The organism is Nonlabens sp. Asnod3-A02 (genome assembly GCF_045063755.1).
Lineage (GTDB): Bacteria > Bacteroidota > Bacteroidia > Flavobacteriales > Flavobacteriaceae > Nonlabens > Nonlabens xylanidelens.
Map to the genome: position 1 here is coordinate 890,850 of NZ_JBEFOC010000007.1, position 14,528 is coordinate 905,377.

A 14,528-nucleotide genomic window follows, 5' to 3' on the forward strand; every position below is an offset into this window, starting at 1 on the left:
CGTTAATTTGTCTTCTTTGCATCACGTAATGAATAGATTGTACAATTATCAAAGTCTTGTTTATAAAATCATTTTACTATGTTTTTGTACAGCATTGACTGTTTATGTGTTTCCTAATAATAATCGTTTTAAATATGATTATAACCAGGGTGAACCATGGGATTATGAAACTCTATACGCTCCCTTTTCCTTTCCTATAGAAAAAGGAGAACAAGCTTTATTGTTAGAACAACAAGCAGTTTCTGCTAAGACGCCACGTTATTTTAAAGTAGACAATAATATTAACGATAAGGTTTATAATAAGTGGTTATCAAAATATAATCCTAGTACCGATTCTTTAAATAGCGATGAGTATAAGCTTCTTTTAAAGGATGTGAAATCTATATTAAATAGGTTGTATAAAGTCGGTTATCTAGAAGTTCCATTAGATCTTGATGATAATCAGCCTGTTGTTTTAACTGCAAATAATGAAGTAATATCTTCCAATTATGGTAATATTTATTTACCAAATGAGCTAAGCGATTTAATAAGTAGTAAAAATCTTCTAACTAGTAATCCAAGTTTAAATAAAACAGTTTTATTATCTAGCCTACTTAGTTCTATTGAGTCTAATGTTGTTTTTGATAAAGAATTAACTGACATAGCTATAAAGGAAGAATTAAGCAAGATTTTAACTACCAGAGGCTTAGTTACTCAAGGTGCTCGTATTATCGCTCAAGGCGAAATAGTGGAAGGACAAAAGCTCTTAATATTAAATACATTAAATAATACCTATAAATCACAAACTTGGACGGACTCCCAGTATAATTGGAAGCTTACCGGTTATATTATTTTAGTAGGTATGGCATATGCAATGCTGTTATTGTTCTTATGGAGGTATCGTCAAGATATTTTTTCTAATTTCAGGAAGTTGTTTTTTATATTTTTTAATGTTGGATTAATTGTAGTATTAACAGCGACAGTAGTCAATATTAATGTAGAGTACATATATGTAGTTCCTGTATGTATTCTTCCTCTAGTACTTAAAGCTTTTTTTGATGCTAGATTGGGTTTGTTTACTCATGTGGTAACTATTTTTATCTTAAGTTTTATAGTACCTAATAGTGATGAGTATCTTTTTCTTCAAATGATGTCAGGTATAGTGACAATTCTCTCAGGTAAGGAAATATATAAAAGAGCAAATCTATTTCTGACTGTTGCACAGATAATTGGAGTGTATTTTGTGTCTTATTTTGCTTTTTATGCAATAAATCAAGGAGGTATTGTAGGATGGGAATGGGGGCGTTTAGGTTACTTTGTTCTGTGTGGTTTGGCTATGCTGTTTGTTTGGCCTCTTATTTACATATTTGAGAAAATATTTGGATTGGTAAGTGATGTTTCTTTGTTAGAGCTTAGTGATACTAATTCACGACTTCTTAAAGAACTATCTAATAAAGCTCCTGGAACTTTTCACCATTCTTTAAATGTGGCAAATATTGCAGAAACTATAGCTAATGAAATAGGAGCAAATGCAATGCTAGTTAGGGTAGGAGCGCTTTATCACGATATAGGTAAAATGAAGAATCCAACATATTTTACCGAAAATCAAGGAAGTGGTATTAATCCACACAATGATTTAGATCCAGAAGATAGCGCTAGGATCATTATAGATCATACCATCAACGGTATAGAAATCGCTCGTAAATACAATTTACCAGATAGAATAATCGACTTTATTAGAACGCACCATGGAGATAGTTTGGTGTATTATTTCTATTCCAAAGCAAAAGAGGATAATCCCGACGTAGATAAAGATAGCTTTAGATATCCAGGTCCTAGACCATTTAGTCAAGAAACTGCTATACTTATGATTTCAGATAGTGTAGAGGCAGCTTCAAAAAGTTTAAAGAATCCTACTTCTATTAAGATAGACAATTTAGTAGATAAGATTATAGAGGGACAAGTGGATAGCGGTCAGTTCTTAAATGCAAATATTACTTTTAAACAGATTGAATTGATTAAAGCAGTGATTAAAAAGAAGTTAGCTAGTATTTATCATGTTAGAATAGAATATCCAGAATAATTTTTGAAAAAAAAGTTCTTTTTATTTGTGAGAAACAGAAAGTAGACTTAAATTTGCAACCGCTTACGGAAACGAAGCGAGTTCATTAACATATTAGGAGAGGTGCCAGAGTGGTAATGGAGCAGATTGCTAATCTGTCGACGGGCAACCGTCGCCAGGGTTCGAGTCCCTGTCTCTCCGCAAAATTAACCTCTTTAATATTTGAATTTAGGTATTAATATACAAGGTTAGTACATCAGAACCGAAACTGATATAAATAAAAATCGGGGTGTAGCGTAGCCCGGTCATCGCGCCTCGTTTGGGACGAGGAGGTCGCAGGTTCGAATCCTGCCACCCCGACTAAAAGTCGTAAGGCTTTTGTAATTACCGTTTTCATCTTACGATGAAAACGGTTTTTTTTTGTTTTATAGGGTAGGACTTCTCTTTTTATCTTAGATAATTTTCACTTTTATCGATGCTTTTTTTTCTTCCAGTTTATTTAATTTTCACCATTCTAGTTTGTTTTAAATAAGTTGGTTCTACGGAATTCTTATTTAATTAGGAACATCTTTTTTTTTACATATGTATCGTGAGCCTTACTTGATGCTTTAGGTGCATCTGTATTTGTGGTGATGGTATTGAAGAATTTATTAAATTAATAATGATATTTAATAATTGTTTCATATTACAAAAGTTGCAATTAATGTAAATTGCATAAAACAATAAATTACATGCAAAGAGACCTTCAAAACCTGCGTAAATCATACGACAAAGATGCTTTGCTAGAGACTATACTGCCTGCTAGCCCTTATGAATTATTTGACTCTTGGTTTCAAGATGCAAAAGATAATATTCAAGTGGATGAAGCAAATGCAATGAGTCTTTGTACATTAGGTGTAGACGGCTTTCCTAAATCTCGTATTGTTCTGCTTAAAGAAATAGTCGATAAGAAGTTCCTTTTTTATTCTAACTATTCTTCAGAAAAAGGAATGGCAATGGATGCTTATAATAAAGTTAGTTTACATTTCTTCTGGCCTTCATTAGAAAGACAAATTGTAATAAAAGCAAACGTTACAAAAGTTTCTAGAGAAAAATCGTTATCTTATTTTAGATCTAGACCTAGAGGAAGCCAGGTAGGAGCATGGGCAAGTAACCAAAGTAATTCCATTTCATCTAGAGAAGAGTTAGAAAAACAATTATTGCATTTTGAACAAAAATTTGATGGAGTTGATGTTCCATTGCCAGATTTTTGGGGTGGCTATTCTTGTGACGCTTTAACTTTTGAGTTTTGGCAAGGAAGACCCAATAGACTTCATGACCGTATTTTATATGAAAAGTTAGAAGAGAATTGGTCGTTTAAAAGATTACAGCCTTAATGAAAAAACTAATTTTAATACGTCATGGCAAGTCCTCATGGGAGCTGCAAGTAAGAGATCACGATAGGGTACTCACTCAACGTGGTATAGAAGATGCACACCTTATAGGTAAAGCGTTGAAAACAGCTCAAATAAATCCAGATGTGGTCTGGACCAGCACAGCGGCTAGAGCTTTGCAAACGGCTACATTAGTTACTGAGTATATAGATTATCAATTAAGTACTCTTAAATTGAAACGAGATTTGTATACTTTTAATGCGCAAGAATTGTTAGAAGTAATATCCACTTGTGACGATAGTGTAGAGACTTTAGTTATATTTAGTCATAATAATGGAATAACTGATTTAGTAAATTTACTGGGTACTACTAGATTTGATAATGTTCCTACCGCTGGAGTAGTTGCTATAGATTTTGAGACTAAATCATGGAAATCTTTAGAAAAAGGAAGTACTAAGTTTCACATATTCCCGAAATTAATAAGATGAACCAATACTATAATAGAGAATTAAGCTGGCTGCGATTTAATGCTAGAGTTTTACAAGAGGCTAGTGATAAAAAGGTACCACTTATTGAACGTTTAAGGTTCTTAGGTATATTCTCAAATAATCTAGATGAATTCTTTAAGGTGCGTTATGCGACTATACAGCGCATTCAAAGAGCAGGTAAAAATGCTACAAAATCACTAGGTGGGATTACAGCTGAAGAGTTATTACAGAAGATTAACGAGATGGTTATTGTTGACCAGGCACGTAGTTTTAATGTCCTTGCAGAGCTTGAGGAAGAACTAAAACATGAGAGTATTATTATAGTGGATGAAACTGAGGTGCTTACCGAGCACGAGAGTTTTATTAGGAATTATTTTAATGATAAAATTAGTCCGGCTATAAGTACGATAATGATTAACGATCATGTAGATTTCCCTCATTTAAGAGATGGATTCGGATATCTCGCTGTGCGTATGGTTATGACAGATGAAAGTATAAGGTATGCCCTAATAGAAAAGCCTAAGTACCTAAATAGATTTGTCGTACTACCTCAAATAGAAGGTGATGATAAGCAATATATCATATTAATTGATGACTTGATAAGGCATCGTATGCATTACATCTTTAATATTTTTGATTATAAAGAGATAGAAGCTCATATGATTAAGGTAACACTAGATGCAGAGTTAGATATGGAGTTAGACCTTAAAAAGAGTCTATTAGAAAAAATACGTCGCAGTGTTCATGATCGTAAAGACGGTGATCCTGTGCGCTTTGTATATGATAGGAATATACATGAAGATACACTGACTCTTATCAAAGATAAATTACAAATTGATAATAATGATAGCATTATACCAGGCGGTCGTTATCACAATAGAAGAGATTATCTTAAATTTCCAAGTCTAGGAAGAACAGATTTACTCTATGAGAAATTGCCGGCATTGCCTATTAAAGATGTTAAGATTCGAGGTTCTTTATTAGAAAGAATTGCTCAAAAAGATATTCTTCAATATACGCCTTACCACACATTTTCAAATACAACTAAATTTTTAAGAGAAGCAGCTCTAGATCCTAAAGTGAGAACCATAAAGATAACGATCTATAGGCTGGCTGAAGTTTCTCAAATTGCTGGTTCACTTATCAACGCTGTTAAAAACGGTAAAAAAGTAACCGTTTCTATTGAGTTACAAGCCAGGTTTGATGAGCAAGCAAATATTAATTATGCAGAGTTGATGCAGGAAGAAGGTGTGCGTATGATATTCGGCGTACCTGGTTTAAAAGTACACTGTAAAGCATGTTGTATAACGAGAGAAGAAGAAGGTAAAATTTCTAGATATGGATTCATTTCCACAGGTAATTTTAATGAATCTACAGCAGGAATTTATACCGATTACACTTTGTTTACTGCAAATCGTAAGATTTTAAAAGAAGTAGAACGTGTTTTTGATTTCTTTGAAGTCAATTATAAGCAACATAGGTATAAACATCTACTAGTTTCTCCTAACTATCTTAGAAATGGAATTGAACGTTTAGTACGTCGTGAGATCGCTTTCGCGAAAGCGGGAAAACCAGCAAAGATACGTGCCAAAGTAAATTCTTTCTCAGATTTAAAAATGATAGACTTGTTCTATGAAGCTTCTAATGCAGGAGTGAAAATAGAATTAATAATACGCGGTATATGTTGTTTAATTCCAGGTGTTAAAGGAATGAGCGAAAATATTAAAGTAATCAGTGTTGTGGATAGGTTCTTAGAACACCCACGTGTTTATAGATTTTATAATCAAGGCGAAAACGACCTATATATCTCTAGTGCAGATTTTATGGCGCGTAATTTAGATAGTAGGGTAGAGATAGCTTGTCCTATTTATGACGAAGATATCAAGAAGGAGATTATAGAAACCATGGATATATGCTGGAGTGATAATGTAAAAGCGAGAGAGATTTGTGCTGACCAGCTTAATAATTATGTCACTAACGACGATAAGCCTGTTCGATCACAATATGCAACATATCAATATTATAAAAATCAAATTACAGATTAATGGCGTTTGAAATTAAAAAATATGGAGCGATAGATATAGGTTCTAATGCAATAAGGTTATTAATAGCTACAGTAACTCTCTATAATGACGAGCCGCCTGTATTCAAGAAAACGAGTCTAGTTAGGGTACCTATAAGATTGGGACAAGATGTTTTTGTTAACGGAAAGATATCTCAAGAGAACATTGATAGAATGGTAGATTCTATGAAGTCATATCAGTTATTAATGGGTGTCCACAAGGTAAAAACGTATAAAGCATATGCCACTAGTGCAATGAGGGAAGCGCTAAATGGTACAGATGTCGTTGCAAAAATTAAGGCAGAATCAGGTATCAATATAGAGATTATAGATGGCTCTCATGAGGCTGCAATTATAGCTATGACCGATTTACATGCTGTTATTGATCAAGAAAAGGTGTATTTATATGTAGATGTGGGTGGAGGTAGTACAGAATTTACTCTATTTGCCTATGGTAAAGAGATTGTTTCAAAATCTTTTAAAATAGGTACGGTCAGATTGCTTAATGATATGGTAAGTAAATCTTTGTGGGACGAGGCAGAGGCCTGGATTAAAAAAATTACTAATGCATATGATCATATAGATCTTATAGGGTCTGGTGGGAACATAAATAATATATTTAAAAGTAGTGGTAAAAGAGTGGGCAAGCCTATTTCTTATTTTTATCTAGTAAATTATTATGAGCAATTGCAAAATTATAATTATGAAGAGCGCGTTTATCATCTTAATTTAAATCATGATAGAGCTGATGTAATAATACCTGCCTGTCGCATATATCTACGTGCTATGAAGTGGAGTAAGGCAAAAAATATTTATGTTCCTAAAATAGGATTAACAGATGGTATTATTAAATCGATTTTTAATGCAGATAATCGATAATCTCAAACGTTTACATGTTTAATTTATTACTTTAGAATATAGTTAGATTAACTTTGACAATTAAATATTTAAAAATGAAAAAATTTTTACTATTAGTTAGCATTATTTTTTGTGGAGCTACGGCTACTGCTCAAAGATCTCAAGACGTTTTTTATGGATTTCGTTTAGGTGCAAATTATTCAACCCTTTCAGGAGGTAATGAAAAGTGGGATGATATAGATAGTAGAGTAGGGCTTCATGCAAGTTTTTTTGCACAAGTAGCTTTAAGTGATAGCTTTTCTTTACAACCAGAATTAGGTGTGTCTGCCTTGGGTGTAAATGAAAAAGAGTTAAGACTTGAAAATGGAGATAATGTACAGTTAAAAACAAACTGGTTACAAGTGTCGGTTCTAGCTAGATTAGACTTAGGACGTCGTTTATTCATTTTGTTAGGACCTCAAGCAGGTGTTAATGTAACAGAGAGAGATAATAACGATTATTATAACTATGACTTTGCTGCAGTAGGTGGTATAGGTTATAAGATGGATGAAAACTGGGCAGTAGATGTACGTTATGGTTATGGGCTTTCTAATATCTTTGATAGAGAATTTGCAGAATTAGAAGATGCAAACAACAGATGGTTTCAACTAGGGGTTTCTTATAAATTATAAGTTACACTTCTGTAGATATACTATATAAAAAAAGCCTCTTAATTTTTTAAGAGGCTTTTTTTTGTGCGTAAAATTTTAATTTTAAAAATCTAGGTCAAATGTTCTTCTCAATAGGTCTACTGCAGGGTTTTTCTCTACTAGTTTAGAAAATTTATCTTGGTCTGTATAAACGTATTTTTTAGTAACGCTTTTATCGACGGCTATTTTAAAATCTATAAGGTAATTATTGAGTTCTCGTTTTAAATATTCTAATATCTGACCTTGTGACTTTTCAAGATCTTCTTTCATAGATTGATTAGGGAATCTTAGTTTTATGGTAGTACCTTCTAAAACAGGTCTGTCAGCATTTATTATACTGGCTAGAATAAGCTGCCCTCTTTCTGTTAAATGCTCTACATATTTTATCCAGACATTGGTTAATTGTTCTTGAGTAAAATCTTCTTCTGGTAGTTTATCATGAACGACTTGCTTACCTTGAATACTTGCAATGTGAACCTTTTTAGCCTCTATTCCTTGTATGGATAGGCCGCTCACCTTTTTCTTGCTCCTGGCAAACAAAGCTTTTCTTGCTTCTTCTAGTGATCCAGACACTGCAGGTGATGGTGCGCTAGTAATAGTGGTGTTGGTTGATTTTTCTACAGGAGGTTCATTAACTACAGCAGTTTGCTGTGTTGTAGATTGGGTCTGTTTATAATTTCCTGAATTCTCAGTAGGTGGAGAATTAGAAGAGGTTACTTCTGGTGTATTGTGGCTCTCTTTGCTAGATACAGTTTTTGCTGTACTAGTCTGTTGAATCGCTGTATCATTAAAGTGTGTTGCAGGAATGATGTAGTTTACATCATTTTTTTTTTTGCTTCATCAGAGGTGATGGAGGCAAGCTGCATGAGAGTTAATTCAACTAAAAGGCGCTGGTTGCGACTGGCTCGGTAATTAAAATCGGCCTGGTTTGCTATTTCTATTGCCTTCCTTAAAAAGTTAAGATCAACGTTTCTAGCTTGTTCTAAGTATTTATTTTTAGTTTGATCTCCTACTTCTAACAATTCGATAGTACGTTCATCTTTGCAGACCATTAAGTCTCTGAAATGTGAGGCAAGACCACTTACAAAATGCTGTCCATCAAAACCCTTAGTCATGATAACATCATAATCTACCAGTAATTGCGGGATGTTGTTTTCTAGTAATAAATCTGTGACTTTAAAGTAAGTCTCTCTATCGAGTACGTTTAGATTTTCAGTAACTGCCTTAACGGTAAGTTCTTTACCAGAAAAGCTAACTACGCGATCAAATATAGAAAGGGAATCTCTTAGCGCTCCATCTGCTTTTTGAGCTATAATTTGTAGCGCATCTTCTTCGGCAGTAATACCTTCTTTAATAGAAATACGCTTTAAATGTTCACGCATGGCGCTTACAGTAATGCGTTTAAAATCAAAAATTTGACATCTAGATAAAATCGTAGGTATGATCTTATGCTTCTCTGTAGTTGCTAGAATGAAGATAGCATGTGCTGGCGGCTCTTCTAGTGTTTTAAGAAACGCATTAAAAGCTGCATTTGATAGCATGTGTACCTCATCAATAATATAGATTTTGTACTTACCTACTTGTGGTGGTATACGTACTTGATCTACTATACTTCTTATCTGGTCTACACCATTGTTAGAGGCAGCATCCAGTTCAAATATGTTAAAGGCAAAATCTTCATCGGGATCATATTCTCCACTTTCATGGTTGATCTTTTTTGCTAGAATACGTGCGCAGGTAGTTTTTCCTACACCTCTAGGACCAGTAAATAACAATGCTTGTGCTAAGTGATTGCTTTTAATTGCATTCTCTAGTGTCTGTGTAATAGCGCCTTGACCTACGACATCTTCAAATGTCTCAGGGCGGTATTTTCTAGCTGATACTATAAATGGTTCCATAGGTCAAAGATACTTTGCTATGATCGTATAGCCTTACTTTCTAAGAGTATAATTTCTGTAAATTATCAACATTTATTAACTAGTTTTGCAGCATAGCAGGTCGCCTTATCGATCTTGTGTAAACAAGGTAGGAAAGTCCGGACACCGTAGGATAACATAGCGGCTAACGGCCGTCGTTTTGTTTTCACTTTTGTGTAAACGAGATAGGACAAGTGCAACAGAAAGTATGTACAGGTAATGCTGTAGTGAAACCAGGTAAACTCTATGTGGTGAAATGTCGCGTAAATCAGAGCTCGAGCGCTATCCGCGCGATTCTGAAGGGTAGGCAGTTTGAGATAACAAGTAATTGTTATTCTAGATAAATGATGAGGTATTCAAGCAATTGAAGAACAGAATCCGGCTTATAGACCTGCTATTTTTATATTTTAGAATTACGTTCTTTAATTCCAGCTATGATATCACTTACTTGATCCATAGTAAAATCACCACTTATTTGAAGTCGCCCTCCAGAAATAGGGCCACTATTTACCATCGGTGCGCTTACTACTTTACCGTTAACTATAACGAATAAAGGGCTTTTATTTTGAAATGCTTTTTTTGTAGCTTCATACCATTTATCGTGAGCACTTTCGTGTAACTCTACAGTAATTACAGGATCACCTATTGGACTTACTTCTCTTGATAGGTGTTTAAAGTCTCTTGCAACTATAACAGGTGTATAGTTTATAAAGTAAATATTTTCAGGAGAATATTCTAAAGTATGCGATAAACTAGTCTCATTACCGCTTTCTGCATATATTCCATCCACAAATTTACCTGTGGTTTTATTTATATTTTCAGCTTGTTCAACAGTAGGCCCGTTAAGGTGCAGCTCTTTTTTGTTGAAAATACTGCAGCCGTTTAATGTTATAAATAGTAAAATTAGAAAAGTAGACTTTATCATATTAGGGTATTTAAAACTTTTACTTTATTACCTATCCCAGCCATCTATTAGGTATTCTTTTTCAATAATTTTTACAGCTGGAAGTATTTCATTGTTAGATTGAAACCATAATTCAAATCTTGCAGGATAAAACTTATCAAATGTACCTTCGTGAATGGCTGTTTCTTCAGAATGCAATTGATATAAATTATTAGTTGCGTCTATAATTATAGAAGTTCGATCCTTAAGTAATTCAGGCATTAATTCTATGTTACGTTCTGTTTCATAGCCTTTTATAAATAGGGTTCCTTTAGAACTAGGTTGGTACCGACTATAAAACGTGTAGCCACTATAACCATCACCTATAACTAATAGGTCGTTACTTTCTTTATGAATATGGTGTAATGAATCTTTCTGTGCATAATTTAAATAGGGTATTGGTTTCTTTAAATACTCATATTTTTCAGGGATTTCATAAGTTCCAAATCGGTGGTCCTGATAAGTATAATAGAAAAATATGCCAATGAAAATTAAGAATATTATAATTATCAGACCTACTATAGAGCCTATTATAATTAAAAATACTTTCAATATTTCACTACTCTTCTTCCTCACTACTAGGTCCATTAAAGAAACTGAAAACGGTACCGCCATAACGGCGCTCGTTATCAAAATGCTCGCTACTAGATAGAGAGGTATGCTTAGAATGCTCAATAATTAGTATGCCATCTTCTGCGAGAAGTTCATTTTTAAATACATATTCTGGTAATTTAAGAAAGTCTTCTTCTTCTAGCGCATAAGGAGGATCGGCAAAGATGATGTCGTACTTTCCTTTATGTTTTTCTATAAACTTAAAAACATCTGCCTTGATAGTGTCTATCGGGAAATCTAGTTCTTCGGCAGTTTTTTTAATAAATGCAATACATGGATAGTGTTGATCTACTGCTAGAACGCTACCAGCGCCGCGACTACAAAATTCATAAGCCATATTACCACTACCAGCAAATAGCTCTAACATTTTTATATCATGAATATGAATCTTATGACGCAATATATTAAATAAAGCCTCCTTTGACATATCTGTAGTAGGTCTTACAGGTAAATTTTTAGGTGCCGATATACGACGTCCTTTATGTGTTCCAGATATTATACGCATATGATTTGTTCTAGGTAATTTGGGTAATTTTCTTCTTGAGTTACGTATCGCACATAGGTGTATAATAGCTCTAAGAGTGCCTCGTTTTTTTCTTCACTACATACCACCATTTTCATGGTCTCTGGATCGAGGTCATTGTGGTGTGTGGTAAACATAGTGTAGTATAAAATGTCTTCTATCGCATCATGAGGGAAAAGATTATGTGCGACTAGTTTTCCTTTGTTAAAAATAGAAAGGTAAAAATGACTGTCTTTTATATCTAGATAAACTTGTGGATGTAATTCTATGGTAGATTTACTTCTTGCCTCTAGAATACGAGAGCTGTAATGATAGTATTCATAACTTCCATAACGTTCAAAGAAGTAATTATTTATGTTAGAATAGGCTATGTAAACGGTATTTACACCTGTTTCACCCAGGTTTTCATCTACACTTAATACATCTGTCTCAAGAATTCTAGCATTGTATTTAAGGTAATCTGCTGCATGGTCTTCATTGTATAAAAGTGCAGGGACGCTTGTAAAAATGTTGTGGTGGTAGAGTAGGGTAGCTTTCGCGAAAGCGGAATCCAAAAAAGACTCTTCTCTAAAACAAGTCTCAATAATTTGTAAAATCTCAATAGGATTTGCACTGTGATTAAATTCTTTATGTAAAGAATCTATAATTCCTGTTGAGTTATAGGTATAAAAAGAAAGTCCATCCTGATGAATCAGGACGGACAGTTTCTTTATGGTGTCGTTAGGACTAGTTGTCGTTAGGTGCATACTGTCTCGGCCAGTTACCACTAGTAGTAATCTCATCTAGGCTACCTACAAAAATAGTAGGACCATCGATCGCTTCTACACTCTTAATCTCTAATTCGTCTTTTACAAGTCTTTCTGGTTGATCAAAAAGAATGTCTTTCTTATTTGCTACCGCACGGAAAACAGGAACTCTATTCTCTTTGTCTATTACTACGTCAGTTTTAAGCTCTATAGAACCAGGTGTACCTTCTACCTTGTATTTTAATAATTGAGCAACATCTACATTCTTGAAAAGAGAATCTTTTACAGATGTAAATCCTAATGTATCTACGATAGTAATCTCTTTCTTATAACCATTAGGGTCATTTGCACGTAGTCTAAATTTAAGGTTACGCTCTTCATCAATTACAGTACTATCACGTTTTTGAGTAAGTGCAAATTTTGCGGTGTCTACAAAACGAGCTAGTTTGTTAATGTCATTTGAATACGTACCAGTAATTGATTTGTGAGCATTTTGTGCTTCACGTAATTTTACTAGTTGACTAACTATTTGCATGTAGCGTTCTTCTTTTGCTTCGGCAAATTTTACTGGCTCTTCGATAGATTTGTAAAGTTTGTACCCAAAGAATCCACTTACCGCTAATAAGGCGATGATAATGATAGGGTGAAACTTTTTAGGAATCTTGTTTATGAATACGGCTAGTAGGATTAGTACTATTAGACCTAAAACAACTGATATAATTAAATTGAACATACTATTAATGGTTTAATGCTATTTTTCAAAGCAAACAAATCTACAATTTTTTTTCACTCATCCTAGCTTGAGATATGAAATTTGAGTTAAGTTTATACTCAGTTTTCCACAATTTGCAATGACACCACAAGAATTTTACAAAGTATTACTATTAGATTTTCCGTTTAAACCTACAAATGAGCAAGATAGAGCGCTAGAGTATCTGGCCGATTTTATTTTAGATAAAAATAAAGATCGGTTATTTATGTTGCGTGGTTATGCCGGTACAGGTAAAACTACCTTAACAAGTACGATTGTTAAGAGTATTTGGAAGCTCAAAATGAACTGTGTTCTTCTAGCACCGACTGGTAGAGCTGCAAAAGTGATAAGTAATTATGCAAATAAACAAGCAGCAACCATTCACAGAGAAATTTACTATCCTAAGGGACAAGGAAGCGGTGGAGTACAGTTTACTTTAAAACAAAATAAGCATCGCAACGCACTATTTGTTGTTGATGAAGCATCGATGATTCCTGATGTTGCTGCAGAGAATAAAATGTTCGGTGGTAATGGTTCTTTATTAGACGACCTTATAGAATATGTATATAGCGGTGTGAACTGTAAATTGATGATTATAGGAGATACGGCTCAATTACCGCCTGTTAAACTAGATGTTTCTCCTGCGCTAGACAGCCAGCTTATAGAACAGCGTTATTTAAAAGAAGTCACAGAAATAGAATTAGACGAGGTAAAACGACAAAGTGAGAACTCTGGTATTTTACTCAATGCGACTACTATACGTAACTATATTCTAGAGGAGAACTTTGACTTTAAATTTGACGTAGAAAGATTTACAGACATTAACAGGCTTATAGATGGTCATGAAATTATGGATGCTATCAATAGTGCTTATGATTTTCATGGACATGAAGAGACGGCTATAATCGTACGTTCTAATAAAAGAGCAAATCTTTATAATGAACAAATAAGGTCTCGCATTCTATTTAATGAAAACGAGCTATCGCCTGGGGACTATTTAATGGTAGTAAAGAATAACTACCACTGGTTGCAACCATCTAGCGATGCCGGTTTTATTGCAAATGGTGATATTGTAGAGGTTTTAGAAATTTTTGCTTTTAAAAACATTTATGGCTTTCATTTTGCAGAGGTAAAGGTGAGAATGGTAGATTACCCTAATATGAAAGAATTTGAAACCGTACTTTTACTAGACACATTAACATCAGAAACTCCATCGCTTACTTATGAAGAGAGCAATAAACTCTATCAAGAAGTGCGTATGGATTATTTAAAGTTGCCTAAATATAAACAGTACAAAGAGATAAAAGAAAACCCTTTCTTTAATGCCTTACAGGTTAAATTTTCATATGCGATAACCTGTCATAAGTCGCAAGGTGGACAGTGGGAAAACGTGATTATAGAACAACCCTATTTACCAGACGGACCAGATAAAGGATATTTAAGATGGTTGTACACGGCAGTGACACGTGCCAAAACAAATTTGTATCTTATAGGTTTTAAAAACGATCATTTTATAGAGGATTAAT

Annotated in this window: 12 protein-coding genes, 2 tRNA genes, 1 other RNA gene and 1 pseudogene; 10 read left to right on the forward strand and 6 right to left on the reverse strand. The window is 33.9% G+C overall.

Features of this window, described 5'->3' with window-relative positions:
* Positions 1–28: 28 nt before the first annotated feature.
* The 8 genes from ACJJVN_RS07425 to ACJJVN_RS07460 all read left to right on the forward strand — a co-directional run bounded on the left by ACJJVN_RS07425 (position 29) and on the right by ACJJVN_RS07460 (position 7,493).
* Positions 29–2,062, forward strand: a complete 2,034-nt coding sequence (locus ACJJVN_RS07425) for an HD family phosphohydrolase (protein WP_405377663.1) — start codon at positions 29–31, stop codon at positions 2,060–2,062.
* Positions 2,063–2,158: 96 nt separating this feature from the next.
* A tRNA-Ser gene (locus tag ACJJVN_RS07430) sits at positions 2,159–2,242 on the forward strand.
* Positions 2,243–2,326: 84 nt separating this feature from the next.
* Positions 2,327–2,401 (forward strand) — tRNA-Pro (locus ACJJVN_RS07435).
* Positions 2,402–2,772: 371 nt separating this feature from the next.
* Positions 2,773–3,417, forward strand: a complete 645-nt coding sequence (pdxH, locus tag ACJJVN_RS07440; protein WP_405377664.1) for a pyridoxamine 5'-phosphate oxidase — start codon at positions 2,773–2,775, stop codon at positions 3,415–3,417.
* Positions 3,417–3,902 carry a SixA phosphatase family protein gene (locus ACJJVN_RS07445; RefSeq protein WP_405377665.1) on the forward strand — a complete coding sequence of 162 codons (486 nt, stop codon included), beginning with the start codon at positions 3,417–3,419 and terminating at the stop codon, positions 3,900–3,902. The genes pdxH and ACJJVN_RS07445 overlap by 1 nt, the downstream gene beginning before the upstream one ends.
* Complete coding sequence (gene ppk1 / locus ACJJVN_RS07450) at positions 3,899–5,947, forward strand: polyphosphate kinase 1 (RefSeq protein ID WP_405369042.1); 2,049 nt, start codon at positions 3,899–3,901, stop codon at positions 5,945–5,947. The genes ACJJVN_RS07445 and ppk1 overlap by 4 nt, the downstream gene beginning before the upstream one ends.
* Complete coding sequence (locus ACJJVN_RS07455; RefSeq protein ID WP_405377666.1) at positions 5,947–6,843, forward strand: Ppx/GppA phosphatase family protein; 897 nt, start codon at positions 5,947–5,949, stop codon at positions 6,841–6,843. Before ppk1 ends, ACJJVN_RS07455 begins: the two co-directional genes overlap by 1 nt.
* A 74-nt stretch (positions 6,844–6,917) precedes the next feature.
* The gene (locus ACJJVN_RS07460; protein WP_104516308.1) at positions 6,918–7,493 is read left to right on the forward strand and encodes a porin family protein; all 576 of its coding nucleotides are present in this window, start codon (positions 6,918–6,920) and stop codon (positions 7,491–7,493) included.
* Positions 7,494–7,574: 81 nt separating this feature from the next.
* Here the strand turns inward: ACJJVN_RS07460 and ACJJVN_RS07465 are convergent.
* Positions 7,575–9,409: pseudogene (locus tag ACJJVN_RS07465) on the reverse strand (DNA polymerase III subunit gamma/tau).
* A gap of 92 nt (positions 9,410–9,501) precedes the next feature.
* Between ACJJVN_RS07465 and rnpB the strand changes: the two are divergent.
* Positions 9,502–9,829, forward strand: an RNA gene (gene rnpB, locus ACJJVN_RS07470) — RNase P RNA component class A.
* Here the strand turns inward: rnpB and ACJJVN_RS07475 are convergent.
* Genes ACJJVN_RS07475 through ACJJVN_RS07495 form a run of 5 tightly spaced genes read right to left on the reverse strand, consistent with a single transcriptional unit; the run spans position 9,828 to position 12,984 of the window.
* Positions 9,828–10,352, reverse strand: a complete 525-nt coding sequence (locus ACJJVN_RS07475) for a SecDF P1 head subdomain-containing protein (RefSeq protein WP_405377667.1) — start codon at positions 10,350–10,352, stop codon at positions 9,828–9,830. The genes rnpB and ACJJVN_RS07475 overlap by 2 nt on opposite strands.
* Before the next feature lie 27 nt (positions 10,353–10,379).
* Positions 10,380–10,922 (reverse strand): hypothetical protein, encoded by a 543-nt coding sequence (locus tag ACJJVN_RS07480; protein WP_405377668.1) that lies wholly within the window; start codon positions 10,920–10,922, stop codon positions 10,380–10,382.
* 7 nt (positions 10,923–10,929) lie between these two features.
* Positions 10,930–11,487 carry a 16S rRNA (guanine(966)-N(2))-methyltransferase RsmD gene (gene rsmD / locus ACJJVN_RS07485; RefSeq protein ID WP_104516313.1) on the reverse strand — a complete coding sequence of 186 codons (558 nt, stop codon included), beginning with the start codon at positions 11,485–11,487 and terminating at the stop codon, positions 10,930–10,932.
* A complete protein-coding gene (locus ACJJVN_RS07490) occupies positions 11,478–12,287 on the reverse strand; it encodes a DUF3822 family protein (protein WP_405377669.1) in 810 nt (269 codons plus the stop codon). Before ACJJVN_RS07490 ends, rsmD begins: the two co-directional genes overlap by 10 nt.
* Entirely contained in the window at positions 12,232–12,984 is a 753-nt protein-coding gene (locus tag ACJJVN_RS07495; protein ID WP_405377670.1) for a hypothetical protein, read from the reverse strand. Before ACJJVN_RS07495 ends, ACJJVN_RS07490 begins: the two co-directional genes overlap by 56 nt.
* A gap of 118 nt (positions 12,985–13,102) precedes the next feature.
* Between ACJJVN_RS07495 and ACJJVN_RS07500 the strand changes: the two genes are divergently transcribed.
* Positions 13,103–14,527, forward strand: a complete 1,425-nt coding sequence (locus ACJJVN_RS07500; RefSeq protein WP_405377671.1) for an ATP-dependent RecD-like DNA helicase — start codon at positions 13,103–13,105, stop codon at positions 14,525–14,527.
* Position 14,528: the final 1 nt, after the last annotated feature.